This window comes from Sediminispirochaeta bajacaliforniensis DSM 16054, assembly GCF_000378205.1.
In the GTDB taxonomy this organism is placed as follows: Bacteria; Spirochaetota; Spirochaetia; order DSM-16054; family Sediminispirochaetaceae; genus Sediminispirochaeta; species Sediminispirochaeta bajacaliforniensis.
The window spans coordinates 20,237-45,297 of record NZ_KB899424.1 but is presented as its reverse complement, the minus strand read 5'-3'; the positions used below and the strand labels follow the sequence as shown (position 1 = coordinate 45,297).

The 25,061-nt window shown below is 48.9% G+C and carries 23 protein-coding genes and 1 tRNA gene; 16 read left to right on the top strand and 8 right to left on the bottom strand.

From position 1 onward, the window contains the following. Together F459_RS0116950 and F459_RS0116945 are read right to left on the bottom strand one after the other, a co-directional pair. A complete protein-coding gene (locus F459_RS0116950; RefSeq protein ID WP_020613904.1) occupies positions 1 to 1,278 on the bottom strand; it encodes an HD domain-containing protein in 1,278 nt (425 codons plus the stop codon). Continuing rightward, positions 1,278 to 3,224, bottom strand: coding sequence for an aconitate hydratase (locus F459_RS0116945; protein ID WP_020613903.1), 1,947 nt, complete (start codon positions 3,222 to 3,224; stop codon positions 1,278 to 1,280). The genes F459_RS0116950 and F459_RS0116945 overlap by 1 nt, the downstream gene beginning before the upstream one ends. A gap of 113 nt (positions 3,225 to 3,337) precedes the next feature. Here F459_RS0116945 and F459_RS0116940 point away from each other — a divergent pair, with 113 nt between their 5' ends. Both F459_RS0116940 and F459_RS0116935 read left to right on the top strand, forming a co-directional pair. Further along, entirely contained in the window at positions 3,338 to 3,952 is a 615-nt protein-coding gene (locus F459_RS0116940; protein ID WP_020613902.1) for a hypothetical protein, read from the top strand. Beyond that, positions 3,885 to 5,144 carry a PilZ domain-containing protein gene (locus F459_RS0116935; protein ID WP_245540212.1) on the top strand — a complete coding sequence of 420 codons (1,260 nt, stop codon included), beginning with the start codon at positions 3,885 to 3,887 and terminating at the stop codon, positions 5,142 to 5,144. Before F459_RS0116940 ends, F459_RS0116935 begins: the two co-directional genes overlap by 68 nt. Positions 5,145 to 5,153: 9 nt before the next feature. Here the strand turns inward: F459_RS0116935 and F459_RS0116930 are convergent, their stop codons facing one another. Together F459_RS0116930 and F459_RS0116925 are read right to left on the bottom strand one after the other, a co-directional pair. After that, on the bottom strand, positions 5,154 to 5,489 hold the full coding sequence (locus F459_RS0116930) for a PilZ domain-containing protein (protein WP_020613900.1): 336 nt from the start codon (positions 5,487 to 5,489) through the stop codon (positions 5,154 to 5,156). Further along, positions 5,489 to 5,986, bottom strand: a complete 498-nt coding sequence (locus F459_RS0116925) for an ATP-binding protein (protein WP_245540211.1) — start codon at positions 5,984 to 5,986, stop codon at positions 5,489 to 5,491. Before F459_RS0116925 ends, F459_RS0116930 begins: the two co-directional genes overlap by 1 nt. Positions 5,987 to 6,072: 86 nt before the next feature. Between F459_RS0116925 and F459_RS0116920 the strand changes: the two genes are divergently transcribed. Beyond that, a complete protein-coding gene (locus F459_RS0116920; protein ID WP_051086183.1) occupies positions 6,073 to 8,991 on the top strand; it encodes a tetratricopeptide repeat protein in 2,919 nt (972 codons plus the stop codon). A 3-nt stretch (positions 8,992 to 8,994) separates the two neighbouring features. On the opposite strand, the gene F459_RS0116915 is transcribed toward F459_RS0116920, so the two are convergent. Then, positions 8,995 to 9,393 carry an acyl-CoA thioesterase gene (locus F459_RS0116915; protein ID WP_020613897.1) on the bottom strand — a complete coding sequence of 133 codons (399 nt, stop codon included), beginning with the start codon at positions 9,391 to 9,393 and terminating at the stop codon, positions 8,995 to 8,997. An 81-nt stretch (positions 9,394 to 9,474) separates the two neighbouring features. On the opposite strand from F459_RS0116915, the gene F459_RS0116910 reads away from it, so the two are divergent. The 10 genes from F459_RS0116910 to F459_RS0116865 all read left to right on the top strand — a co-directional run bounded on the left by F459_RS0116910 (position 9,475) and on the right by F459_RS0116865 (position 17,917). After that, positions 9,475 to 9,547, top strand: a tRNA-Met gene (locus F459_RS0116910). A 125-nt stretch (positions 9,548 to 9,672) separates the two neighbouring features. Beyond that, positions 9,673 to 10,884: an MFS transporter gene (locus F459_RS0116905; RefSeq protein ID WP_020613896.1), complete on the top strand. Its 1,212-nt coding sequence runs from the start codon at positions 9,673 to 9,675 to the stop codon at positions 10,882 to 10,884. A gap of 547 nt (positions 10,885 to 11,431) precedes the next feature. Continuing rightward, a complete protein-coding gene (locus F459_RS0116900) occupies positions 11,432 to 11,938 on the top strand; it encodes a hypothetical protein (protein WP_245540210.1) in 507 nt (168 codons plus the stop codon). Positions 11,939 to 12,083: 145 nt separating this feature from the next. Beyond that, positions 12,084 to 12,797, top strand: a complete 714-nt coding sequence (locus F459_RS22515) for an RNA polymerase sigma factor (RefSeq protein ID WP_169517958.1) — start codon at positions 12,084 to 12,086, stop codon at positions 12,795 to 12,797. Between the two features lie 146 nt (positions 12,798 to 12,943). Further along, the gene (locus tag F459_RS0116890) at positions 12,944 to 13,399 is read left to right on the top strand and encodes an L-2-amino-thiazoline-4-carboxylic acid hydrolase (protein WP_020613893.1); all 456 of its coding nucleotides are present in this window, start codon (positions 12,944 to 12,946) and stop codon (positions 13,397 to 13,399) included. 150 nt (positions 13,400 to 13,549) lie between these two features. Then, positions 13,550 to 14,827: an MFS transporter gene (locus tag F459_RS0116885; RefSeq protein WP_020613892.1), complete on the top strand. Its 1,278-nt coding sequence runs from the start codon at positions 13,550 to 13,552 to the stop codon at positions 14,825 to 14,827. Positions 14,828 to 14,859: 32 nt separating this feature from the next. Beyond that, positions 14,860 to 15,633 (top strand): hypothetical protein, encoded by a 774-nt coding sequence (locus F459_RS0116880; protein ID WP_020613891.1) that lies wholly within the window; start codon positions 14,860 to 14,862, stop codon positions 15,631 to 15,633. A gap of 3 nt (positions 15,634 to 15,636) precedes the next feature. After that, the gene (cyaB, locus tag F459_RS0116875) at positions 15,637 to 16,203 is read left to right on the top strand and encodes a class IV adenylate cyclase (RefSeq protein ID WP_020613890.1); all 567 of its coding nucleotides are present in this window, start codon (positions 15,637 to 15,639) and stop codon (positions 16,201 to 16,203) included. 3 nt (positions 16,204 to 16,206) lie between these two features. Next, the gene (locus F459_RS0116870) at positions 16,207 to 16,977 is read left to right on the top strand and encodes an ATP-binding cassette domain-containing protein (protein ID WP_033301968.1); all 771 of its coding nucleotides are present in this window, start codon (positions 16,207 to 16,209) and stop codon (positions 16,975 to 16,977) included. Then, positions 16,970 to 17,917, top strand: coding sequence for a SufB/SufD family protein (locus F459_RS0116865; protein WP_020613888.1), 948 nt, complete (start codon positions 16,970 to 16,972; stop codon positions 17,915 to 17,917). The genes F459_RS0116870 and F459_RS0116865 overlap by 8 nt, the downstream gene beginning before the upstream one ends. On the opposite strand, the gene F459_RS0116860 is transcribed toward F459_RS0116865, so the two are convergent. From F459_RS0116860 to F459_RS0116850, 3 genes are read right to left on the bottom strand one after another with little or no spacing between them, the layout of a single operon-like run. Further along, positions 17,914 to 18,771 (bottom strand): MBL fold metallo-hydrolase, encoded by an 858-nt coding sequence (locus F459_RS0116860; RefSeq protein WP_020613887.1) that lies wholly within the window; start codon positions 18,769 to 18,771, stop codon positions 17,914 to 17,916. The genes F459_RS0116865 and F459_RS0116860 overlap by 4 nt on opposite strands. Before the next feature lie 42 nt (positions 18,772 to 18,813). After that, positions 18,814 to 19,845, bottom strand: a complete 1,032-nt coding sequence (locus tag F459_RS0116855) for an aldose epimerase family protein (protein ID WP_020613886.1) — start codon at positions 19,843 to 19,845, stop codon at positions 18,814 to 18,816. Positions 19,846 to 19,867: 22 nt separating this feature from the next. Further along, the gene (locus tag F459_RS0116850) at positions 19,868 to 21,625 is read right to left on the bottom strand and encodes an ATP-binding protein (RefSeq protein ID WP_026295081.1); all 1,758 of its coding nucleotides are present in this window, start codon (positions 21,623 to 21,625) and stop codon (positions 19,868 to 19,870) included. 84 nt (positions 21,626 to 21,709) lie between these two features. Here F459_RS0116850 and rnhA point away from each other — a divergent pair, with 84 nt between their 5' ends. The 3 genes from rnhA to F459_RS0116835 all read left to right on the top strand — a co-directional run bounded on the left by rnhA (position 21,710) and on the right by F459_RS0116835 (position 25,061). Continuing rightward, entirely contained in the window at positions 21,710 to 22,171 is a 462-nt protein-coding gene (gene rnhA / locus F459_RS0116845; RefSeq protein ID WP_020613884.1) for a ribonuclease HI, read from the top strand. 58 nt (positions 22,172 to 22,229) lie between these two features. Beyond that, positions 22,230 to 23,765 carry a YifB family Mg chelatase-like AAA ATPase gene (locus F459_RS0116840; protein WP_020613883.1) on the top strand — a complete coding sequence of 512 codons (1,536 nt, stop codon included), beginning with the start codon at positions 22,230 to 22,232 and terminating at the stop codon, positions 23,763 to 23,765. Positions 23,766 to 23,828: 63 nt separating this feature from the next. Continuing rightward, on the top strand, positions 23,829 to 25,061 hold the full coding sequence (locus tag F459_RS0116835; RefSeq protein WP_020613882.1) for a S1C family serine protease: 1,233 nt from the start codon (positions 23,829 to 23,831) through the stop codon (positions 25,059 to 25,061).

Genomic DNA, 25,061 nt, shown 5'->3' with positions numbered 1-25,061 from the left:
TTACAGGAACAGCTCCATGATTTTATCTTGTCGCATGACCGAAAGCCTTTCGGCGAGGGATGGTTCGGCACATATTCGCAGTTTTCGTAGGCTTCTGGCAAATTGGCCGACCACCTCGGTGGTAAAAAGCGTTCCGGAAGAAACAAAGTCGATTTCCCTGCCGCCTTGCAGGACATCCATGTCGGTTTCGAAGCTTATCGGCTCCGGAATGTCGATGATAATTTGTTCGGGGGAAACATCTCGGCCAAGGAGAGAAGAGAGGCGGGAAGAGGCTTGGATAGAGGCTTCGAGTCGCTCTTCAGGAGAGGCTGAAAGCGAATTGATGAGAAGCTCGCCTTCTTCTTCGTCAAACTCCGTCACCATCTTATAAAGATGCCGCCGGCGTACCGATGCTACAAGTTCAAGGGGTGGGTAGTCTGTTTCGCCTGCCATACGGCAGAAGGCATCGTCATCAAGTCCGTAGAGAGCCTCCGGTTTTATCTTCCCGTCGGTCAGGGCCATCATGACCGCCTGTTTTATCATGGCAGTGGCGATACGGACCGTCTTGTGCCAATAGACGGTTCTGTACATGAGATATTTAGAAAAGAGAAGGTTTTCCACCGCCACTGTTCCGCATGCATCTACTCCTACCTTTCCAGAGGGAAGAATACGGGTACAGTCAAGGATGTTGTCCACATCCTGATTGCCGTAGGGGACACCGCAAAAAAAAGCATCACGGTTGAGATAGTCGAGTTTGTCGGGATCGAGCACTCCGGATAAGAGTCTTCGAAAAAGACGTATCCGCTCTCCGATTTTTTCTGCCGGAACAGGCAGATCGTGGTCGATGACTGCGGCGACAAGCTCGGGATCAATCCCAAGTTCCCGCCGTATGACCCCGGCAAGACGGGAAGAGCTGATAATTTCAGCGGTAATCTCCTCATGTTTCTTTAAAGGAAGATCCTTGAAGGAGTGGGCAAAGGGAAAATGGCCGAGGTCATGAAGGAGGGCCGCTGCAAGAAAAATGGTTATTTCATCGCGGTCAAGAATCAACTCCTCCTCATGACCGGCAAAAGTCAAAAGCAGACGTCTTGCCAGATGAAACACTCCGAGACTGTGGGCGAGCCTGGTATGGACGGCTCCGGGGTAGACAAGATAACTGGGCCCCAGTTGCCTGATTCCTGCAAGATGCTGAAATGCCGTCTCATCGGTCAGCCGCTTAAATTCGGGTGTTAAACCGATATTACCCCAGACCGGATCCCTGACGGGGAGCTCAAAGGCCGAACTAAGGTAGTCTGCCATTATCGCCCATTGCCTTGCCGGGTAAAGTTCAACAGTCCTCCGGCCAGAACTACATTGAGGAGACGTTCCTCCATATCGTGGAGGAAGACCATGCTTGTGCCGTCGCCGGGTCCCCCGACAAGGGTTGCGGTCACCTCTTTACCTGCTTTCAGCTGTTCCGGAAGCTTTTCGAACGAAAGGCTTACTCCCTCTTCTATGTTGTCGTAGTCTGAGGGATTGGAAAAGGTTAGAGGCAAAATACCGAAATTAATGAGGTTTGCCTTATGAATTCGTGCGAAGCTTTTGACAATGACCGCTTTTATTCCCAGATACATGGGGGCAAGGGCCGCATGCTCTCTGCTGGAACCCTGACCGTAGTTTTCTCCGCCAATGATGATGCCCTCACCGGCGGCAAGGGCCTTTTCGGGGAAGTCGGGATCGACTGCTTCAAACACATGCTTCGAGATTTCTGGGATATTGGATCTGAGGGGAAGAATCTTAGATCCGGCAGGCATGATATGATCGGTTGTTATGTTGTCTTCGGTCTTCAGTAGAACTTTTGCCGTCAGATTATCTGCCACTGCCTTTGCCGTGGGGCAGGGCTTGATATTCGGTCCGCGTACAATCTCCACCTTTGCCGCTTCTTTTTCGTCGAAAGGCGGAATAATCATATTGTCTTTTATCTCGGTGTAGACAAGGTAATCTTTTCGCTCCACCCCTTTTATACCCCTGGGATCGGTGATAGCACCCATAAGAGCCGATGCTGCCGCTGTTTCCGGACTGACCAGATAGACCTGGGCATCGGCCGTACCGCTGCGTCCCTTGAAATTTCTGTTGAAGGTACGAAGGGAGACACCTCCCGAAGAGGGGGCGAACCCCATGCCGATACAGGGCCCGCAGGCACTTTCGAGTATTCTGGCTCCTGCATCCACCAGCTTTTCGATGATACCGTTTTTCATCGCCGCCGAAAGGGTTTGTTTACTTCCCGGACTGATACCGAGGCTCACTCCCCGGGCAATCGTTTTTCCGGCGAGAATGTCGGCGGCCACGCCGAGGTCGTCGAGACTACTGTTTGTGCAGGAACCTATGGCTACCTGCTGAAGGGGCTTACCTGCCAGTTCGGAAACCGGAACAACGATATCGGGCATGTGAGGACAAGCGGCCATAGGCTCCACCTTTGAGAGATCAATCTCGATAATCTTGTCGTACACGGCTCCCTCGTCGGCTTTCACCTCTTCCCATTGATCGCCCCGTCCCTGCAGCTCAAGAAAGGCCTTTGTAACCTCATCGGAGGGAAAGAGGCTTGTGGTCGCACCAAGTTCCGCACCCATGTTTGTAATGGTTGCCCTTTCCGGTACGGTCAGGCTTTTTACGCCCGGACCAAAGTATTCATAAATTTTACCAACCCCGCCTTTTACCGTCTCAAGCTTTAGTACGGTGAGGATGACATCCTTTGCACTGCACATCCTTCCCAGTTTGCCGGTCAGCTTAACGCCGATGATCTCGGGATAGGTGAGATAAAAAGGTGCTCCGGCCATTGCAACGGCAACATCAAGGCCTCCCGCCCCGATTGCAATCATCCCCAATCCTCCGCCGGTTGGGGTGTGACTGTCGCTTCCAAGAAGGGTCTTTCCAGGCCTACCGAAACGTTCGAGATGAACCTGGTGGCAGATCCCATTGCCTGGACGGGAGAAGTAGATGCCGAATTTTGCGGCGGCCGACTGAAGAAAGCGGTGATCATCCATATTACGATAGTCATTTTGCAGCGTGTTGTGATCGACATAAGAGACCGACAATTCCGTTTTTACCCGTGGAATTTTCATGGCCTCGTACTGTAAATAGACCATGGTTCCTGTAGCGTCCTGGGTAAGGGTTTGGTCGATGGTAATGCCGATCTCCTTGCCTTTAAGAAAATCACCTTCTCTGTGATGTGTTTTTAGAATTTTTTCCGCTGCGGTGTAGGTCATCGCTATCCTCCGAAAAAGACGTTCGCACTATAATATACCATAACAAGTGTATCCTGACTGACCGAGCGATGTCCAGCGTTTGACAAAGGAGGTGGGGTGATATACAAAAGGGTATGGGCAAAAAGATGCTTATTCTGTATCTTGTCACCTTTTTTCTGATAGTACCGACACGCTTTCTGTTTTCACAGAAGCAGGATGATGTTGTTGTTATCGGCGGCAATAGTGACGAAGAACAATCGCCTTTTCTCTACCTCTTACGCCAGGAGGCATCTCCTCTCTATCCCGAGGATCCTGAAATCGGGACTCTTTACCGACCGGAACAGGACCAGGGTGGTTTCGAGGAGGTGGTTCAGGAACTATACCGTTTCTTTGCCGACACCAATAGTGATTCACCGCTTATCGATCAGGAAATACGGCAGGCCTATGAACGAGCTCACAGGGTTGCCGAGGATGGGGAGGAAAAGCCCCGCTCCATTACGGAGCTGCGTGTCGGTCGTTTTTCCCTTTTTGCGGCAGAAGAAAAGGCTTCGGTTCGCTTGCGGTTTTTCGATGGAAAAGGCGGCAGCAGGGTAGGTACCCTCTTTTTTAGACACTATGCAAAGGGATGGAAAATTGCTGCGGCAGATTTTTTCCTATTTGATCCTTTTGAAAGGAGTGGATATGGGCAATACGCTGGGGAGAATAGAACGGGAGTTCGTTCTCGTGAAAATGGAGGAACAGCAGATTGAGATTGCCGTTCACGGTGAGCGGAAACGGGCCTCGGCAAAGGTTCTTTCCCTTGTCGATCTTTCTACACTTCGATTACAGCAGCTTTCTCCTTCCGAGCCAGTTTTCATAAAAGGAGAGCCGGTTCGTCTCTTTTTTAATTTTTTCGACCACACCATGACCTTTGAAGGAAGCATCCTCGAAAGTGGAGAAGAGCTCCTTATTTCGATTCCGAATACGGTTGTGAAGAATCTTCAAAGGAAATTCGAGCGTGTGCCTCCTCCAGAGGGCAATATCCATCTTAGTTTCGATATTGCAAGCAGCCGCATTGAGCTCGATTTTCCCCGGACATCCCAGTTCACACAGGTTGATCAAGAGGAGATGATTTTTTCTTCTGTCTTTGATGCCTCTTCAATTCAGGGACTTCTCGAACAGTTCAATCATGTCATCGCTCAATATGCGGAGGTTGCCAAGATTCGAATGTTTCGGGAAAAAAAGCCAGAAATATTTGAAGAGCTTGTGGTTGCCTCAGGAGGAAATGCGCTTTTTTTACCCGACACCTCACGATCCTTTCCTTCCCTCGAGGAGGCGGAAGGGCGGCGTATGGTTGTGGATGAAGAGCTTCCGCTCGGGGATAGCGATCTCTTCTGCGGCAAAAAGCGGGAGGAGCTTAAAAGTTGGCTCCGGGATTTGGGGCACGAGGGTATTCTTTCCGAGCTTGTCATGCCGATATGCTACCGCGAATATGTGATCGGGGTGATCCTTTTGCAAACGGGTATTGGCAGAGGGATACCTTTTACTCTCCAGGTCTTCGACATCTGCAGTGAATTCGCTTCGATTCTTGTCCATTCTCTGCAGCAAAACGGCTACTTTGCAGGTGGAAAGCGACAAGTGGAATCCTATGAGCCTCAGATTGTCAATATCAGTGCATCTGGGCTTCTCTTTACCCATTCCTCTGCCGAGCTTGCTTCCCAGATCGGAATGTACAGTGATCTTTCCATTCGGTTGACCCTGTCGGGTCGCCCCATGCAAATAGCCTGCAGGGTAATGAGAAAATATCATGAAGAAAACAGGGCCTATTACGGTTTACAATTTATGGAAATGAAGCCGGAAGATTTTCGCTATCTCTTTGAGGCTGTGTACGGCCGTTCTTTTACCGAGCGGGACGACCGCCTCTGGGAAGGGGGGGCAAAGCCTCCGGAAGTAGTCCTCTGATACGGAAGCCTATGTTGCGAGCCGTTTCCATATCTTTCGAAAACGACGGAACAGGCGGGCACTTCCCGGACTGACATAGCGAGTGACGGCGATACCAAGGCTGGTTGTCGGGGGATTTTCATGGCGCCACTCCACCCGTCCCCGCAGGGTGAAGGGTGGAAAGCGCATCTCCTCGTTCGGAATAAAGACAGCGGTCACTTCCACCTTTTCAGGAATACCGGGATCACCCAAGGCTTCAATTCTGAAACCGCCGGTTGAAATATCACGAATATACCCGATGGCGTTGTGATCCGGGAGAAAGGCCTTTGCATAGCTACGGTTACGCGGGTCGGTCCGTCGTTCCATCACGATAATGCTCCACCGGCCGGGGCCCTGGGGCCTACCGTATCGAAAACCTTATCGGAAAGATCGACGATGGTACCGGCAATGGTGCCGTTTTGCTCGTCGAAGGTAAGTCTGAAACCTGGAAATACCTTTCTGGCCAACAAGATTCCCATTCCGAAACGACGATAATTGTTCTTTTGTCGATATGCTTCAAATGCATCGCTAATGGTGTCGATTTCATTGACGGGCTGGGTAATATCATAGGGAAGTTTTGAGATATCGAAACCACCGCCAAGGTCTCTCAGGCGGACAAAGGTGCGTTCTCTTTCTCCCTGAATTTTCAAGACGATTTTCTCTTTAACCGCTTTTTCTCTATGAGCACGCAGGGAGTTGCTTACCAACTCCAAAATGGCATAGATTGCCTGTTCATCACTTCTGAAAGAACCGTTAAAACTGATCTGATTAAGGGTTTCCAGAATTTTCTCAAACGGAGCCTTGGTCGAAAACGTAAACTTCACTTGTCGATACTTTTTTCCTTTATAGCTGATGTAAGACATATGAATTCTGCTTTGCCATTTTCCTCTATAACGTTACAATAACAATAATGGTAGATGTATTGATAGAAATCAATGGTCTGGAACAATTAAAAGTGATAGAGCCGGAGCTTATCAATGAGCTATGCTCCTCCCTTAATCACCTTTTTCTCGCTTGGGCTATCGAAGCCCCTCGGAACTTCGGTTCGGTTTTGCTCTATCGCTTTTCTCCTGGGAAGCGCGAGCTTGGGGGACTCTTTGAAAAGCTTCTCCATGGCTGGAGCATGCTTGAGGCAAAGGCGAGAAAACTTCGGGGCCTTAATTTTGTTGTTGTGAAGGAGGAGTTCGGAGATGATGAAGAGCTCGAAGCAAAGCTTTGGCGCTATCTTTTTACCGTAAAGCCTGATGGTTCCTTCTGGATGGAGCCTGGTGCTGCCGAGCTTTTCTCTCCATTTGCCGAGTTAAGCAAAGAGGAACAAGGGTTTCTTGTAACCGGTAGCCGAAAGGATTCCACCGACAACCATGATTCGATTTTGACGTTTCTCGATGGCCACTGCTCAATGGATGGGCTTCTTGATAGCTTTACCCCCTTTCTGAACGGTGAAAAGACGGGGATCCTTTTTCTTTGGGGACCTCCGGGAAGTGGGAAAATTCATGCTTTGGACTATCTGCGACGGCATATTGCATTTCGAAAAGAGGACCTCCCGTTTCTTCGGATAGAACCTCCAGAAGGATTCACCGGCGTCGGTGTTCCCCTTCTGGAGGCAATGGTCAGACGGGGATGGAAAGGCATTGCGTCCATGCTTTCTCCCGGTTCCATGGTTTGCTGGAATTCCCTTTTTCACCTACTTGAACGTGATCCCGAAACGGTGAGAAGAGAGGATGCCGAGTTGATTTTCGCCCTCTATCTTGAAGCATACGTTGCAGAGATGAAAGCGGCGTTGCTTCCGCCTATTTTGTTCATAGAGGGGCTTGATAGATACAGGAGGGAAACGGTTCGTTCGCTTTCCCGGTGTTTCGGCCTACACCAGGGCAAAGAGGGCTTGCTTGCCGTGATTTCGAGTAGGGAGGGGGAGCTCCCGGCCGAGTTTTCCGACTATGCGGTTAACAAGATGGCTTTTCAACTGTGGCATCAGAAAGAGTTGACTCGGATGGTAGATGAGGAGCTCCTTGTCGGTTTGGACGTTGAAAAAGAGGAAACGGCGATAAGCCTCTACCATATGGGTTTGTTGCTGCGCAGGGGCTCAAGGGGGTTTTCCGGTCTTGCCGCCACAAAACGACTTATCCGTGAGTTGCCTGTCTTTCACCAAAAATTGCTTTATCTTACCTTTATCACCGGGGGGCTCTATTCTGCAGAGCAGCTACGGGCGCTTTTCGGAATTGATTCAGTTGAGCCGGGAGAATTCCGTACCATCGCTACCGATCTTATCGATTTGGGGCTTTTGGCCGAATCGGAACTGCTGCGGCCGGTTTTTCCCGAGTTGAGGGATTACCTGAAGCGGGAGCTGGGGGGCGAAGGTGAAAAGCTTGCGTCTTTCTTTACCGTCTATCTCAGCAAGGATACGGAGGGCTCTGGCAGGAATGCTTATCGAAACAACAGTATCATGTTGGAGGAGCAGCCTGCAGACCAGAGCGCATCGTGGCTTCTCGATCGCCTTGGCCGCCTGGTGTGTTCCGGCCGCCTTTCGCTTGCCACCCCTTTTTTTGAAGAGGCCACAAAGAGCTTGCATCGGCTTTCGCCGGGAGAGGGGGAACTCAGCGATCATTTGCAGGCACTCTACCTGCTGTCGGCGATTCAAGAAGGGCGAGATTCTCTTGCGAAAGAGATTATCTCCCTTTTTAACGAACGCCCCGAACCTCGGGATTGGAAGGTCCGTAATCTGCGTCGTCTGGCATTAGGAGAGTATCTACTTGCCGTTCATGCATATCGAAAGGCGATGGAGCCTGCCAAAGCGGCCCTCCTTGAGCTGCAGGATCTACCCGGAACTCCAGGAGAAGCGGTGGCGAATCTTCTGCTCGGGCGTGTCATCCTTGCAATGGGTAGGATCGATGAGGCAAAAGACTATTTCAACATTGCGGGTGAAGTGGGGTTTTCTCCCGATGAGGAGGATCATTCGGAGGAGGTCGCTCTGTGGAGCGCCCTTGCGGTATTTCTCGGTGGTAACATGAGTGCTGCCCTTCGGGAAGCCGAAAGAGGTGCCGTTCTTGCGCGTAACAGTGGCAAACGGCAATGGGAACTCTATGCCGATTTCCTTTGCGCCCGTGTTTTGTTTGCGCTTGGTCGTTACGAAGAGGCCTTAAATCGATTTTTCATTTGCCTGAACAATGCGCTTCTGTATCCGGAAGAGGGGTATTTCGAAATGGTTGAAGGATGGATAGCAAGGTGTCAAACCTATCAGGGAAAAATCGAATCCGCAATAAAACGTTTATCCCCTTCTGTCGATAATCCGGAGCATCTCTTTTTTCTATCCGAAGCGGCTTTTCTCGATGAACGGTACGATCAGGCCTTCGAGGCCATTGAATCCTCTTGCCGACTTGAGAAAGATCGGCTCAAGCTCTTTTCCCGCCCCCTGCCGTGGAACTGGGAGTCCGGCTTCGCCTGTGTTGAGGATCTTGCTTTTGCCGTTCCCGGTGGACATGGGGTGCTTTATCAAATGGCAAGGGCATGGCGTGGACTTATCCTTTCCAGAATCGGACGGATTGAGGAGGCGAAACAGGAGCTGTCAAGGATCACCCGTGAAGAGAAACTGGCGGACAACGATCCTTACAGCCATCTCTACCTCTTCTTTCAGACACTGACAATGTCGGATAGCGGCCAAGGGGGGACACAAGAAGGTCTCGACCGCCTTACACAGCTGTCAAAGGCACTACGTTCCGTTCAGGGAATCAGCAGCCGCATAGAGGTTCCTGTGGACCGTCAGGATTACCTAAAACGAAATTACTGGAATGCCAAGCTGACGGCCCAAGGCCGGGCTGCTAAACTGATCTGAGATTTACGCCACCGTCACAGGTTCGGGATCAATCCAAGGTCCGGAAAATTCTTCCGGCAACGGGACGGGTTTGCCTGAGTGATTGACGCAAGCCCAGGTCACTTCCGCCCTCGCCAGTAAGGCCTCTTTCCTCTTCACTTCCTGGAGGAATGTGCCGGATAAGCGTTTTCGTTTTATAGGGCTTGTCTGCACCGTCAGTATATCGTTGAGGAATGCAGGGGCATTAATATTGACGACAAAAAGAGCGTATCCCGCGTCGAGAAATGCTTCATAATCAAAGTCGACGTCGTTCAAGAAACCCATTCGAGCCGCTTCCAGATAATTGAGGTAGACCGCGTTGTTTACATGGCGATGCATATCGCATTCGTAACTCCGGACGGTCAATGTGTATGAGTGTGTCATATGAAGTACTCCTTCCGGTAAAAAATCATAAAGATATTGACATAAAAAAGGGTGATTGGTATAGTGTGCGTCGTTCAACATGGTGGCGTAGCTCAGTTGGTAGAGCAAACGGCTCATATCCGTTCGGTCAGGGGTTCAAATCCCTTCGCCACTAAAATGTACGTATTGATAATTTTAGTGAGCATGAATATTTAGAATGGTTAGATTGCCATGCAAGTGTTGGGGTTGATTCATATGCATGGTGGACATTGGTTGGTAAAAAAGTAAATATATAAGAGCATGTCAATCGAGAAAGCGTCTATCATACCTTTTTTAAATCGATTTTTTCATTGGTTTTCAGTGGGTATTGGTACTTCTGTCATGTCGCTGATGATGTTGTCGAAAGGCAGTGGTGTCGATACATTAGGATTGATTACCGCTCTCTATTCTATATTCATCGTTATATTTGAGTTTCCAAGTGGTATTATTTCTGACATAGTAGGGCAAAAAACGGTTTATCAGTTTTCGCTTATCATAGCTATTGTCGGTTATACCATTGTCTTTTTTTCGAATAGTATTGTTACTCTTTTTGTTGGGTTTGCGATGTATGGAGTTTCAAGGGCCTTTTCATCGGGGTCAATTGAGGCTTTGTTCATAAACAAATACATCAAAGATCATGGAAAAGAGAGCCTTCATAAGTTTCTTAGCATATTAAATGCGGGGGAAATTTTAGGACTATCTATGGGGGCTTTGACAGGTGGCGTAATACCTATGGTCTGGGAAAAGTATTTTCCAGGTCAAAATAGATATAATGGTAATCTTACGGCACAGATTCTGATACTTTTCCTCATATTTATATGTACGCTACTAGTGGTAAAAGAACCGGCCGATACAACAAAGACGAACAAACGATTGAGTAAGTATGTAAAAGAATCTTTGCGCACAGTAGCGAATAGCAGAAAAATTATCTTATTGATATTCGGAACTATGATTTGGGGCTTCTGTTTTAATGCCATAGAATTATACTGGCAGCCTAAAATGAGCTGGATTTTAAAAGGTGAAACAAAGACATGGATCTTCGGAGTAATAAATAGCGGATATTTTTTGGCTTCGTTGGTAGGTGTCGGCATAATAAATTTGATTTTAAGGAAAAAAAGTGATAAGCCCAATGTATTGCTGTTCCTGGGCAGGATAATAACAGGTGTCTTGATAATTGTTCTATCATTTCAAGCAAGGTTATTTTCTTTTGCCTCAATATATTTATTGCTTTTCATGGTAAATGGAATGTTAAGTATACCAGAGGGAACGGTTTTGAATTCGGTAATTCCAGATGAAAAACGATCATCACTGTTGTCGCTTTCGTCTCTGATGATGCAGTTTGGTGGGATTATCGGTTCTCTGGCGTATAGTTTGTTAGTAGGAATAATAAAAATTTCGGGGATATGGATTTTGTCAGGTATCGTATTTGGACTTTCCAGTTGTATCTTCTTACGAATAAAAAAAGAAGAATAGGATTCTCTATCAAAGCCTGTGCGTTTAAGCAAAAAAGCCGGCAAAACAACGTTCTGCCGGCTTGATAGGAGCAACTATGGAGCGTTTATTCCAGAGGATAGATAAGCTACGCTTCCATGGCTTATGAATTCATAGTATATATCATATAGGTAATTTTTCCTATCTTTTTATGGAAACTTAGCATACATCTTTTCCAAAGGTACCGGAAAGAACCTGGATTGACAACGCACAAACGAAAAGGTACATTCTATTGTTGGTTTTTGCTTGGGATTTTGGGAGTATATAATGGCCAAAACAGTTCTATTCAATAGTATCTCCCTGAAACTTGCCAAGCCTCTTTCTTTTTGCCCTATATCTTTTTCTACCTCTCCGCCGCCTCCGAATAAACTCAAATTCGCATTCTCTTTTCAAGTCCTGTAGCGCTTCGGCAGCACTGTCGATTTATCGCTATTAGTTTATTCGACGCATAGAGGTTCAATATATGGTTAATCTATTTCTGCAATTTGCGGGCGGCCTATTTTATCTTCTCAACAAAGTATTTTTTGCTATGGCCGAACGTACAAAAGGCCCTCGAAATCAACAAAAGTGGCGTATGGCCGCCTGGATGTTTTATCTAATAGGAGTTCCTTTCTGGGTTCTTATTTTCATATCGGAACATAACTGGATAGCCGCTGCCGTTGAGACAAGTGGTGTTCCTTCTATTCTTATGGGATATATCATTGTACGGCGAGGGAACGGTACATTGGGTTTGTGTCGGGGGTTGAACCATCTTGCCCAATGCATGATCGCTACCGGTTTGTTCCTTAGTCTTTACGACTTTGGCGGCTTAATAACTCTCAATCAAGTCATGGAAATTGGAATAGCATCCGGTTTCCTTTTCGGTACGTATTTTCTTGCAAAATCCAAATCGGCAGGTTATATCTGGCTATCGGTCGGTAATATTTGCGCTGCTTTATTGATGATGAGGCAGGAGTACTATGTACTGATGGGACAGCAGATCATATCAATTCTGTTGGTAAGTGACGCATATCGAATTCATAATCGTCGCAACTAAGATCAGTTTTCATACAACCACGATTTGCATTTATGCAAATCGTGGTTATTCGCTCTCGAAACATCTCATAACAGGAAAATATCATCCAATCGCAGAGGACCGCTCTATCTTGTCGGGGACGCTTATGATCGGTAGACTTTGCTCCATGGATATACTACGTCCCAACCTTGAACGGATAGCTATAGATTTTGGCCCGAAGGTCTCTTCCTTAAGTCGACGCATGATCTCTAACCGCGCCGTGGCGGAAGAAGCTGCGCAGGAGGCATGGGTTGAGATCGTTCGTAGCTGGAAGAGTTTTCGGGGTGACTCAGCGGTGAGCACCTGGGTGTACACGGTTGCCAGACGGACTATTCTTCGCCATGCGAACAAAGAAGGTGTCTACGGTAGAGACGAGCTGAATGCATACTACGCTGAGAATCCTATCGATATCCCCGGTAATGCCGACCCTGAAAAAGAGGCCTGGGTTAAGGAGAGTTGTGATCACTGCCTGACTGCAATGCTCCATTGCCTGAACCCGGAAGACCGCCTGCTTTACTTATTTCGCGATGTTATTCCCTTGCCGTACTCGGAACTAAGCCGCATTTTCGGGGTTGAGGTCGCTACCTTGCGAAAACGGGTATCCAGGGCCAATAAAAAGATGGAAGCCTATCTCACACAGCAATGTCGGCTGGTCAATCATGAAGATTCGTGCACCTGTACCATTCGACAGGCCGTGGATGACGTGGATTTATCCGCGGAATACGACAAGGTGCACGCAGTTATCAAAGAGACCGGCCGGATTCAAGCGATAGGAGGTCTGCTACCCTCAAAGAATTACTGGCTTGCGTTGCTCACCACCGATGTTGCCGAAAAACCATAATTTCTACCTGGTTTTACTTCGAAAATGATAAGTAATACATTCCAGCCTGCCACTTAGCTATTTCCTGTCTGTCTTTTCTGAATTTTGTCGGTCACCTTTTCCCTTTTCGTCTCCACATAACAATAAACCATGTAAAGGAGAAGACTATGGAGATTGATGATAAAAGCAGAATCAATTTTTTACAAACCGCGTTTTTGGGTGAGTTCGGCATGCATCAGAAGATTTTGGATGACACAGGCATCAAGGAAAAGGCGGCGGAGATCAAACACCAATTCGGTGAGTTGAACGCTCAGCGCATGAAAGAGGCCTTCCAATTCACCAAGGTGGAAGAACCCTTTCTCTTTTCGGCAGCCATGTTTGAATGTGCCGACTGGGAAGTATCAAAAAAAGAAAGCACCACCACCATTGAGAGCAAAACATGTAAGTTCGTCGGCATCTGCCGCAGTATGGGGACCTCCGATCCCTGCAACATGTACTGCCTTGAACCGATGTATCAAATGGCTCACGCCATCGATCCTACTGCCAGGATCACCACAAAAAAGACCTTGTGGAAGGGCGACAACTGCTGCTCGGTTGAAATCGTGCAGGAAGTAAAGCCTTGAATTCTTACCATAGCCCCGTGCGAATAGCATTCCAGGAATCCTTGTAAAGGTTAGAAAACCGTTATATTATGCAGTGATATATCATATCCACTACCAATGGCCCCTTTTACAAGGAAGGGGGCTTTTTGCTGTTTACAAGGAGGGGACAGGATGGCTTCTTCTCAAATAAAGAAAGACCTCCAGTTTTGGAAGTTTTCTTTGTATGGCTTCCTGAAAAATCTTCAGTTTTTCGATCCATTTCTTGTTCTCTTTTTCCGGGAAATGGGAATCAGTTTTTTTCAAATAGGAGTTCTTTATTCTGTTCGCGAGCTTGCAACAAATATTACGGAAATTCCAACCGGTATTGTTGCCGATACCCTTGGCCGCAGAACTGCAATGATTTGTGCTTTCCTTAGCTATATTATCAGCTTTACAATTTTCTATCTTTTCCCCGGCTTTTCATTCTATGCTATCGCTATGATTGCCTTTGCCCTTGGTGAGAGTTTCCGTTCAGGAACCCATAAGGCGATGATTATGGAGTACCTAAAGCGCAACGGGATGGCCGAACAAAAGGTAGAGTATTATGGTCATACGCGAGGCTGGTCTCAGAAGGGTTCTGCACTTTCCGCTTTGATTGCCGCATTGCTGGTGTTCTTTTCCGGTAGCTACCGGATCGTGTTTCTCTGGAGTATTGTTCCCTACATAGCAGCAATGGGCTTGATTTTGACCTACCCGAAAGAGCTGGATTTTTCCTGCGATAGTGATGAAGAGTGCGCCGATCGCAGGTCCCGGGGCAGAGTTGAAATGATGAAACAAACCGTGAGGGATTTTTCCTCCATGTTCCGAGATCCCATGGTCAGACAGGCCCTTCTGAATTCAAGTCTTTTTGATGCTTCCTTCAAAACCGTGAAGGACTATGTTCAGCCGATTCTAAAGGCCCTTGCTTTGGCGCTTCCTGTCTTTGCTTTTTTGGAGGGGAATCAGCGGGTTGCACTGATTTCCGGAATCGTCTACATGGTTTTGTATCTTCTCACGAGTGTGGCCAGCAGTCGATCAGGCAGATTTCATAATCGTTTTTCTCAAAAATATGGTGGACTAAATGCCACCTTCCTCTGTTCGGTAGGGGCCATGCTATTGGTCGGCATATTCCTTTTGCTTGGCCTGAAAGTCGCCGCAATCATCGTATTTATTTTCTATTACCTGCTCGAAAACGTACGGCGCCCGGCAAGTCTGGGACTGCTTAGCGATCGAATAAAGAATTCGGTGATGGCTACCGGGCTTTCGGGGGAGAGTCAGTTGAAAACGATTCTGGTGGCGATTTTTTCGCCGCTCTTCGGCCTTGCGGCCGACAGATTGGGAATCGGATATGCAATGCTGTTTCTCGGACTCATATCCGGGCTTGCCTATCCTGCATTACGCTTCGGTAAAGTTGACCGGCAATCAGCTTGAAGCTTCTGCTTCAGAAGGATAGGATAGTACGTATGACCGGTTTTTTTATCAAGAAAGCGTTTTTTGACGGGTGGGACAATCTTCTTTCACTCATTGTCCTTAATCTGGGGCTGATTATCATTATTGCCGCTGCCGCATACCTGCCGATGCTTTTGGGAGAAGGGTGGCAAGTTACTATGCTTGTCTCTTTGTTGGCTGTCATTCTTTTAACTCTTTACAACGGGGGTGTTGCCCATCTCGCCGGCGAGATGGCCGCTTATAAACGCCCCGATTTGCGAGGGCTTTTCAAGGCAATAGGAAAGGCCTTTCCAAAATCATTTTTCTTCGGACTTATCAATGCTGTCCATATATTCCTGCTTACCATAATCGTACCTTTTTATTATCAGCTCGGTGGTGTGGTAGGCCTTGCTGCCCTGAGCCTCATCTTTTGGATTTCTATCGCTTGGTGGCTTGCCGGACAGTGGTTTTTCCCTCTCCTTGTGCAACTTCCCGGCGACATGAAAACTATTCTGAAAAAGTGTTTTATTCTTTTTTTCGATAATACGGGTTTTACTATTTTTATGGCATTTCATGCGCTTTTTACCATGCTTTTTAGTTGTTTGACGGCTCTTCTCATGCCGGGGCTCTCTTCTGTGCTCCTCGCAAGGCAGGGGGCCTTGAGGGTTCTGATGAAAAAGTACGATTATCTTGAGGAGGAAGCCGAAGCCGACCGCCGAAAGATTCCCTGGGATGCTTTGCTTGTCGAAGAACGTGAGCTGGTCGGGCATCGTAGCCTTAAGGGAATGATCTTTCCTTGGAAGGAGTAGGGCTTGTCCTTCGAGGTTGAGGCAAAGGCTTGGGTTCGAAGTGAGGAAGAACGGCATAGAATAGAGGACTTCCTTCGACGAGAGGCTCGTTTTGACGCTGCGTTTCATAAGCTGGACTATTACTATGCTCCCTCCAAGGGGATGCATGACAGTGATCAACTCATTCGTATACGTTATCTCGATCCGAAATCCTTGGAAAATTCTCCAGCCGTGGTCACCCGAAAAGAGAAATCTTTCCGTGGAAAGGTTGAAATAAACCGCGAGGTCGAATTCAACGTCGATCCTGCGTCCTCTTTTGAGGATATGCTTTTTTTCTTCGGATATTCTCACTATATTACTAAAGAAAAAAAAGGATACAGCTACTATCTTGATTCCGCGCATATCGAATTGTGTGAAGTAAGTGGCCTCGGTTACTTTATCGAGATCGAAGTTGTTCTTCCCGAAACTATGGATTCCTTACCTCCGCAAAAGGCGGCGGACAACATTCGATCCATCTTTGACCGCTTGGGGATTGCGGAAACGGAATTTGAAAAGCGCTATTATATTGAGCTTCTGCTCGAGGGGAGATAAGTGATGGAGGACAAAGAGCCGGATACGGTGATTCGGCTGGAGGATGTAACGCTCATCCTGGATGGGCATAAGATACTGGATTCGGTGAGCATGAGTTTCTGGGAGGGGCATATCCACGCGGTGGTTGGCCCGAACGGAGCCGGGAAAAGTACTCTTGCCCATACCATTATGGGCTTACCTGATTATCTGGGGCACACCGGAGCCATTTTTCACCGGGGTGAACGTATCGAAAAGCTGCCGGTTGATAAGCGCGCTCGTCGTGGCATCACCCTTGCCTGGCAGGAGCCTGCCCGTTTTCAAGGCATCGGAGTAGACAGTTTTATTCGCAGTGCCGCCGAGGCAAAAGGCAGTTCCGTTGATTCTGGAGAGATGCTGAAGCTTGTCGGTCTCGACCCCGACCGTTATCTTGTCAGAAATGTAGATAAAACCCTCAGTGGTGGTGAGCGCAAGCGCATCGAACTGGCTTCCATCGTGGCGATGCGCCCTGATGTGGTTCTTATGGATGAACCCGATTCAGGTGTCGATATCGAGGCAATCAACTACATTTTTGATGTGCTGGAAAAGCTCCGCAACTGGGGAACGACGGTTATCCTGATAACCCATTCTCCCGAAGTCCTGAAAAGGGCTGATCACTCGTTTTTGCTGTGTAATGGTCAGGTAGTGGACAAGGGGCGTGTAGAAAGAATGAGCGGTTATTTTACGGGGCATTGTGTCCCTTGTGTGCACAAAAATAATCCCGTATGGGATGAGAGGTTACGCCGTGAGAATGGATGATGGTACAAGCAATCGTAACGAGGCTTTGGAAAGGCTTCTTGCTTCAATTAATATGCATAAGCATCAATTCGGCGAAGATACGGCCCATGTGGAAATTCATGGAAACAAGGTCCTTGGGACCCACACCTTGCCGGGGCTTTCCGTTGAATCCGAGGAGCGGGAAGATGGCGTTTCGGTTATCATACGCCTCGCTGCCGGGGTCGAACTCGAGAAGCCCGTTTATTTCTGCTTCGGTATCCTTCCTGAACAGGGTATGCAGCGAATTGAGATGGATGTCCTGATAGAGGAGGGGGCGAAAGCGGAATTTGTTGCTCACTGCACCTTTCCAAACGCACGTGACGTGACTCATCTGATGGATGCAAAGATCGTTCTTGAAAAGAATGCAAGCTATCGTTATTTTGAGCGACACATCCACAGCCCCGAAGGAGGGCTTACGGTTGTTCCGAAGGCTCAGGTTGAGTTGAAGGAGGGGGCCTTTTTCTCGTCGGAATTCGAGCTTATCAAGGGGCGGGTCGGTTCCATCGATATCGATTACGAGGTGGAGTGCGGTCCCAAGGCTACAATGGAACTCATCTCTCGGATTAGCGGCAAGGGTAATGACAAAATCAGGATACGGGAGGCAGGGCATCTTGCAGGAGCCTATTCAAAGGGCTTGCTTGCTTCTCATATCGCTTTGAGAGGGGACGCCGTTGCCGAAATATTCAACGATCTGCGCGCCTCTGCTCCCTATGCAACCGGCCATGTGGATTGCAACGAAATTGTGCAGGACAGGGCCAGGGCAAAGGCCGTTCCTGTTGTCCAGGTGGAAGACCCCAAGGCCCATGTTACCCACGAGGCTGCAATAGGTTCGGTCGATTCGAAGCAGCTTCAGACCCTTATGAGCCGGGGCCTTTCCGAAGAGCAGGCGGTTGAGATGATTATTGAAGGGATGCTGAGTTAATGCTTCTTTTCCGGGAAATCGTAAAAAAGCCACTGTCGAGTAAGTCCAGCAAAGCCCAGCTCCCTTACCCGAGTGGTTTGCTTTTCCCAATCATCTCCGTAATGGACAAGTAGCATTTTCTTTTTTACCGCCGCAGGTAAGATTGCAAGCTCGTCGATCCCCGCGTGGACGCCGCCGGTAAAAAATTGACAGTCATGGAATATAATCTCCGGCTCAAAGGTCGTTTCGACCTCTTCTACCAGCTTCGGGTCGAAACGGGTATCCCCGCTGAAAAAGATGCGATCGTCGATCACCACTGCCGTGCTCCAGAAACTATCCTTCCAACTTTCGGCGTTATCGGGGATATGCATGGTACGGAGGAGTTTGAGGTCAATGGAACCAAAGCGATAGTGGTAGGCTTGTCTGCCTAACATATCCATCGGTTTGGGAGTCAAAAGTCTTGCGACATCCGAAAAACGAAGCTCTTTGCCGTTATGACGTTCGTTGAAAGCCACTCCTCCCTTTAGGCTATAGTTCCATAATGTTCGACGGTAGGGGACCGGGAGAATAAGGCTAATTTTTCGCTTCCTCACGTATCGAGCCATTAAAAGCGCCTCTTCCAAGCCTCCTATGTGATCGGCATGGGAATGGGTGATAAGCATTGTATCGATATCGGCAAGGTTTGAGCCCAATTCTGTGAAAGCGTAACCGCACCGTGTTCCGCAATCGATAAGCAGATGTTCCCTTCCTTTGATGATCAGTATATTGGTTTGATAGTTGACTTTACTAAAGGCACTGCCGACACCCACGAAGAAGAGAGACAGGGCTCCATCGTTGGAAAGGCTCAGCGGCGCTTGGAAGGGGCGAGTATTCATAATTTCTTTTTCGGTCCTTTATCTTCACTATATAAGCTTTTTCTATTCTACCGAGAACAGATACATGGTTTTTCGTTCGTAGCGCTCCCCGGGACGTAAGATAGCCATGGGGAAATTGTCGTGATTCATGGCGTCCGGAAACTCCTGGGTTTCAAGGCAGAAGGCGGAGTGGGGGGCTGCGATCCCATCCCGAGTGAGCTGACCTGAAAGCATGTTACCGGTATAAAACTGGACCCCCGGGTTGATGGTCAGCACGGTCATGCTTCTGCCGCTTTTTTCATCTTTTACCTCTGCTGCGGGAATGGAAAGGGCATGTTCATGACTAAGAATGAAACAGTGATCGTAGCCGCCGGCCGCCTCTATATCCCGACCGATGGCTTTTGGACTACGAAAGTCAAAGGGAGTGTTAGCCACATTGATTTTCCGGCCCGTTGGTATCAGCTCTTCATCCGGCTCGAGAAAGGCATCGCTGTGGAGCGTGAGGATATGATCGTAAATGGGCCTGCTGCATGAACCTGCAAGGTTCCAGTAGCTGTGATTGGTAAGGTTGATCGGGGTCGGTTTATCGCTGACGGCGGTATAGGAAAAAATCAGTTCATTCCCTTCGGTGAGCAGCACGGTCAGCGAGACATCGACGGTCCCGGGAAATCCTGCATCGCCATCTTCACTGGTGAGGGTAAAGGTAGCGCCGGCTTCCTTTTCGCGCCTGATCGGAAACATCTCCCATATCTTCCTGCTGAACCCCTCTTTCCCGCCGTGGAGATGATTCGGGGGTTCGTTGATATCTACCTTGTAGTCTATCCCGTCGATGGAAAAGCTTCCCTTTGCGATGCGGTTGGCAAAACGCCCCACCGTCGCACCGTAATAGGGATGATTTCCCTCGTAGGATGCAAGATTATCAAAACCAAGGGTAAGTTCGTCGATATGTCCGGATCTGTCCGGCATGCGAAAGCTGGTAAGGGATGCACCATAGGTGATAAAGGTACATCGAATACCGTTACCGTTTTCCATGGTGATGGAATCGACGGCCTTACCGTCTGAGGTAATGCCGAATGGATTTCGTTCAAGCTTCATGTGCTTTCTCCTCGTTTTGTTATCATTCCCGCTCTCCAAGAAGTTCTTTAAGATCCCGAATCTGGTTTACCAATTTCGTTCGATCCAAATTCTGAAAGCGTTTTGGCACCATCTCTCTGCTTGTACATTCCAAAACGGCGACCAAATTCTGTAGCTCAATCTCGTGGGGATAGGCAGGGGGAATAAAATCCTCAAAGGCCTGTTCCATATCTTCCCTTGTGACAATGACATGCCCTTCCATAGCGGCATTAAATTTTGCGCGGATCAGGATCGATTCAAGATCGGCTCCGGAGGATTCGAATCTATGGCGCTTGAGTAAATCGCTGATGGGAAACTCCTTTACCTTCATTTTCAGCTTTCTGATTAGGGTGGAAAAGAGTTCCTCTTTTTCTATCGCGGTTTCCGGATAAAAAAGGGCAAGGTGCTCTTCCGCCCGTCCCTGACGTTTCAAATCGATGGGGAGGAGATCGGGGCGGCAGGTGATCAAGAACCAAATGATTTTACCGCGATATTCGGTATTTCCCATAAAACTTGCAATCTGAGCAAAGATACGGTTACTGGTGCCGCTGTCCCCCTCTTGATTACGATCCCCGAGAAAGGCGTCTGCTTCGTCGATCATCACCCCCACAGGGCTCATTGCCTTTAGAATGTTGAGGGCCTTTTCAAGGTTCGATTCGGTTACTCCCTGCCATTTTGAACGAAAATTCTGAAATCGAACGATGGGAATACCGATCTCTCCGGCAAAGGCTGTGACCATGAAGGACTTTCCGGTCCCTACCGGCCCTGCAATGAGGTACCCCATGGGCAGAACATCGAATCGGCCCTGCTTAATGGCCCTTGCCGCGCTCTTAAATCGCTTTTTTACAAAATCGTGGCCGGAAACCATGGAAAGATCATGTTCCGATTCGATAAACTCTAAAAGCCCGGCTCCCTCGTTTTCGATAATCTCCTTTTTCTTCACCCGCAGATATTCAAGGGTAATGGGTTTATCTTCCTGATAGCTTTCTGCAGCCAGTTGGTTGAGGTTCATCAAGTTGAGGCCGCTGGTGATCTTTGCCACTCGTTCGGGATTTAGCCGATGTTCGAGCATCAGCTCGTCCCTGCGATCCAGAAATTCAAGGAACTTTCGCCTGACCGTTTCATCGGGAATAGGAATGTTTACCTTTACCGTTGTGGGTGTCCCGACAAGACGCGGGCTGAGGTCCGCCAGATTTTCGGTAAGCAGGATGACCGATACATCCCCTTGGGTAAAAATCGGATCGTGGCTCCACCGATTTAAGGTAACAAGGCAGTAGCGGTCTTCATCATCCATTCTGGAAAGGTCGGTAGAGGGGATGATTGTTTCGGCGTAATCTATGATGAGAACGATGCGCTTTTTATTGGGGATATTGAGCAGGAAATATTTCTCAAGGAGATCAAAGGCTTTGATGGGATCCCTGCTGATCAAGGCCTCTGGTTCCAGATCCGGATATTGACGACGCATCACCTTGATGTACTGATCCCGCATCTCAGGGGTACAGAAATTGATACCAGAGGAACGATCGTAATAGGCGATAATATCTCTATTGCCGAAAAGGACCTCGGATACGAATTCCTGAATCCTGACGAAAATAAACTCACCCTCGATCATTTTGTTGGGGAGAAAGTCCCTGATATTACCGTGTACGATATAAAGGTTCGTTGTTTTGGAGAGGTATTTATAGGAAAGTTCCTGGGCCCAGGAAGGAAGAACCTTTATGAACTCCAGGTTTTTTACGATTAGTTGTTCAGCCATCGGCATGTAGTATACGGAATGGACAAGGGGGGAGTCAATCAACTTTCCCAAACGCTTGCTGTGATGCACGTATCCGGGTAGAGTGGGGCGATGAACGAAAAAGAAAAAGCTGTAATTGTCTATACGGACGGTGGTTGCCATGGGAACCCCGGGCCGGGGGGCTGGGCGTGTATTATTCTCTCCTCCGATAATCGGATTGAGAAGCGGGGTTTTGAAGCGGCCACAACCAATAATCGCATGGAATTAACGGCGGTCATTACCGCTCTGGAAACCATTCTTTCCAGCACGTCGCTGCAAAAATCTTCTGTGGAACTACATACCGATAGTCAGTATGTACGTAACGGGATCACCAGCTGGATCAGCGGATGGATTAAGAAGGGGTGGAAAACCGCTTCGGGCTCGGCGGTAAAGAACCGTGAATTGTGGGAACGGCTCAAGCAGCTGGATGATAGGCTCACGGTTACCTGGCGTTGGGTACGAGGTCATGACGGTAACGAGCTGAACGAGGCGTGTGATGCCTTGGTTCAGCAGGCGATCAGAGAAGGAAAGTAAAAAAGCGGGTAGAACAAACCGTGTCGTTTCTTCCGTACTATTAGGTGCGGAGGTTGTGATGGATATTTTTGCATACGCCGGTCACGGCTATGAGGGGAGTTTGGTTCATGTCGAGGTAGATCTGCGAAGGGGGATACCCGGCATCGAGGTCGTGGGTCTTCCCGATAATGCGGTGAGGGAGGCACGGCAGCGGGTCCGGGCAGGGATACGCAACAGCGGTTTTACCTTCCCGTTGGATCGTATCCTGATCAATCTTGCGCCTGCAGGGCTAAAAAAGGGGGGAGCATCTTTCGACCTTCCCATTGCCATTTCTCTGCTGCTTGCTTCCGGACAGGTACGGCCCGGAACGGCCCTTGCTTCCGGGCGAATGCTGATTCTTGGTGAACTGGAGCTTTCGGGCAGAGTACGATCGATTCGGGGAACGCTGGCCGCCATGGCAGCGGCAAAGTCGGCGGGCATCACGCATATCCTGGTTCCTTCATCCAATGTACGGGAGGCCGCCTCTTCGGCGCTCAAGGTGGCCGGTATCGAATATCTGTCGGAACTTTCCGACCTTCTTTCCGATACGAAACGCTTTCTCTTCCAGCCAGGGGACCATGGGGAATATCCTTCCGAAGAGGCGTGCATCGGAGATTTTTCCGATATTAAGGGTTCTTCGCTCCTTCGCCGTGCCTTGGAGATAGCCGCTGCAGGGAGACATCATCTCCTGCTTTTCGGCCCTCCGGGCAGCGGTAAAACCATGTCGATCGACCGCTATCCTTCAATTCTCCCTGATCTCGATCTGGAGCGATCCCTTGAGGTAACCCGTATTCATTCCCTCGATCCCTTTTCCAATGTATCAGGTACGCTGATGGTCCGTCCGCCTGTCAGGCGTCCTCATCATAGTGCTACACGGGAGGGGCTCATCGGCGGAGAAAAGGAAAACCGGCCGGGAGAGGTGGCCTTGGCACATGAAGGGGTGCTTTTCCTCGACGAGGCTTTGGAATTTCGTGAAAGCCTTCTGCAAAGTCTACGTGAGCCCATAGAACGTGGACGGGTCGACATATCACGAAGCGGGAGTAGTTATTGGTTTCCTACACGGTTTCAGCTCATTCTTGCCACCAATGTTTGTCCCTGCGGAAGACTCGGCAGACCGGACGGCGGCTGCGGCTGTACCGAAAAAGAGATTGCACGCTACTGGAGGAAGGCGGGTGCTGCCCTGATGGACCGAATCGATATCAGAGTACCATGTTCGCCCCTTGCCCCCGAACTGTTTCTCGGTCCACCGGGAGAAGGTTCAGGTGTTGTTCGGGAACGAGTTCGACTTGCCCGTGACAGGGAAGAGAGGCGAAACCGTGAGGAAGGTGTACTGAACGGCTTTCTGCCGGATGCAAAGCTACACCGTTATTGTGTGCTGGACAGGGAAGCCGGACTCCTTTTTTCTCAAGCCGTGGAGCGTTTTGCCTTCAGCAGTAGGGCTTCGGCCTCGCTTTTACGAGTCGGAAGAACCATTGCGGACCTTGACGGCAAGGAGAAGATAGATGCCGAGGCCTTGTGTGAGGCCGTGGCTTTCCGACGTTTCGGCGACCGCGATCTTTTCTGGTGCAGGCTTTGAACTATTGGCAGAAAGGGCTTCGGCTGTTTATAGTAGAGGGAAGATACTCGTAAGGAGCGCTCCATGAAACTCTACAGCAGAGGCCAGTTACTCTTTTTTAGCATTGGCGGCATGTTGCTGTTGATATGTATTTTGATCGGATTTGGTTTGGTCAAGCTGCCGAAGGGAGACGACGAGGTTCAAGCGACCAACGTTAAGAGTGAGCCCCTCCCTTTCGTTCTTGAAACCAGCTCGACACCGCAGACTCAGGGGCTTATGGAGACCTCGACCGGTAATACATCCTATAGTGAGGATGAGCGGATAAACATTCAGGTCTATGAATCGATGAATAAGGGGGTTGTGAACATTACCACCGAGACCCTTAGCCTAAATTGGTTTCTCGAACCTGTTCCTCAGGATGGGGGTACCGGTTCCGGTTCCATCATCGACCGTCGAGGTTATATCCTCACAAATTACCATGTCGTTGAGAATGCCTATAAGGTTTTTGTAAACCTCTATGATGGTTCACAGTACGAAGGCGAGGTTATAGGTAAGGACCAGGAGAACGACCTTGCCGTTCTGAAGTTCGATCCGGGTGATAAGGAGTTGGTGACTATTGCCTTCGGTGATTCTTCCCAGCTGAAGGTCGGACAAAAAGTTCTGGCCATCGGAAACCCATTTGGTTATGATCGTACCCTTACGACAGGGATTATCTCGGGCCTCGGCAGGCCCGTCAGAACCCGACAGAACCTTGTTATCCGTGATATGATTCAGACCGACGCATCCATCAATCCCGGTAATTCAGGGGGGCCCCTTCTTGATTCATCAGGGAGAATGGTCGGTATCAACACCATGATCTATTCCCCTTCGGGTGGATCGGTGGGAATCGGTTTTGCCGTACCCGTGGATACCGCCCGACGTGTGGTTCCGGAGCTGATTGCGAGTGGAAAGGTGAACCGCGGCTGGATCGAAATCGTGCCTGTTCAGCTTGATCCCAGTATCGTTCGTTATGCAAACCTGCCTATCTCCAAGGGCTTATTGGTTTCCCGTGTGATTAAGGGTGGAAATGCCGAGAAGGTGGGTATCAAAGGGGGAGATCCCGATAAAGGGGTGAGATACGGACAATCGATCATCTATTTCGGCGGGGATATCATCACCGAAGTGGATGGGATGAAGACGGCGACGCTTAGTGATCTCTTCTCCGCCTTGGAAGATAATCGTCCAGGAGATAGTGTGGAAGTAGAATTCTTCCGGGGAAAAAACAAAAAACGTATTTCCTTGGTTTTGAGTGAACGCCCCGATGGTTTTGATTGGTAA

Coding starts and splice junctions, on each gene's coding strand:
- F459_RS0116930 (WP_020613900.1), bottom strand. CDS start 5,489: ATGGAACGACGGACCGACCCGCGTAACCGTAGCTATGCAAAGGCCTTT.
- F459_RS0116950 (WP_020613904.1), bottom strand. CDS start 1,278: ATGGCAGACTACCTTAGTTCGGCCTTTGAGCTCCCCGTCAGGGATCCG.
- F459_RS0116890 (WP_020613893.1), top strand. CDS start 12,944: ATGGAGATTGATGATAAAAGCAGAATCAATTTTTTACAAACCGCGTTT.
- F459_RS0116850 (WP_026295081.1), bottom strand. CDS start 21,625: ATGCCGATGGCTGAACAACTAATCGTAAAAAACCTGGAGTTCATAAAG.
- F459_RS0116870 (WP_033301968.1), top strand. CDS start 16,207: ATGGAGGACAAAGAGCCGGATACGGTGATTCGGCTGGAGGATGTAACG.
- F459_RS0116855 (WP_020613886.1), bottom strand. CDS start 19,845: ATGAAGCTTGAACGAAATCCATTCGGCATTACCTCAGACGGTAAGGCC.
- F459_RS22515 (WP_169517958.1), top strand. CDS start 12,084: ATGGATATACTACGTCCCAACCTTGAACGGATAGCTATAGATTTTGGC.
- F459_RS0116885 (WP_020613892.1), top strand. CDS start 13,550: ATGGCTTCTTCTCAAATAAAGAAAGACCTCCAGTTTTGGAAGTTTTCT.
- F459_RS0116860 (WP_020613887.1), bottom strand. CDS start 18,771: ATGAATACTCGCCCCTTCCAAGCGCCGCTGAGCCTTTCCAACGATGGA.
- F459_RS0116840 (WP_020613883.1), top strand. CDS start 22,230: ATGGATATTTTTGCATACGCCGGTCACGGCTATGAGGGGAGTTTGGTT.
- F459_RS0116835 (WP_020613882.1), top strand. CDS start 23,829: ATGAAACTCTACAGCAGAGGCCAGTTACTCTTTTTTAGCATTGGCGGC.
- F459_RS0116935 (WP_245540212.1), top strand. CDS start 3,885: ATGGGCAATACGCTGGGGAGAATAGAACGGGAGTTCGTTCTCGTGAAA.
- F459_RS0116905 (WP_020613896.1), top strand. CDS start 9,673: ATGTCAATCGAGAAAGCGTCTATCATACCTTTTTTAAATCGATTTTTT.
- F459_RS0116900 (WP_245540210.1), top strand. CDS start 11,432: ATGGCCGAACGTACAAAAGGCCCTCGAAATCAACAAAAGTGGCGTATG.
- F459_RS0116940 (WP_020613902.1), top strand. CDS start 3,338: ATGGGCAAAAAGATGCTTATTCTGTATCTTGTCACCTTTTTTCTGATA.
- F459_RS0116865 (WP_020613888.1), top strand. CDS start 16,970: ATGGATGATGGTACAAGCAATCGTAACGAGGCTTTGGAAAGGCTTCTT.
- rnhA (WP_020613884.1), top strand. CDS start 21,710: ATGAACGAAAAAGAAAAAGCTGTAATTGTCTATACGGACGGTGGTTGC.
- F459_RS0116880 (WP_020613891.1), top strand. CDS start 14,860: ATGACCGGTTTTTTTATCAAGAAAGCGTTTTTTGACGGGTGGGACAAT.
- F459_RS0116920 (WP_051086183.1), top strand. CDS start 6,073: ATGGTAGATGTATTGATAGAAATCAATGGTCTGGAACAATTAAAAGTG.
- F459_RS0116915 (WP_020613897.1), bottom strand. CDS start 9,393: ATGACACACTCATACACATTGACCGTCCGGAGTTACGAATGCGATATG.
- F459_RS0116945 (WP_020613903.1), bottom strand. CDS start 3,224: ATGACCTACACCGCAGCGGAAAAAATTCTAAAAACACATCACAGAGAA.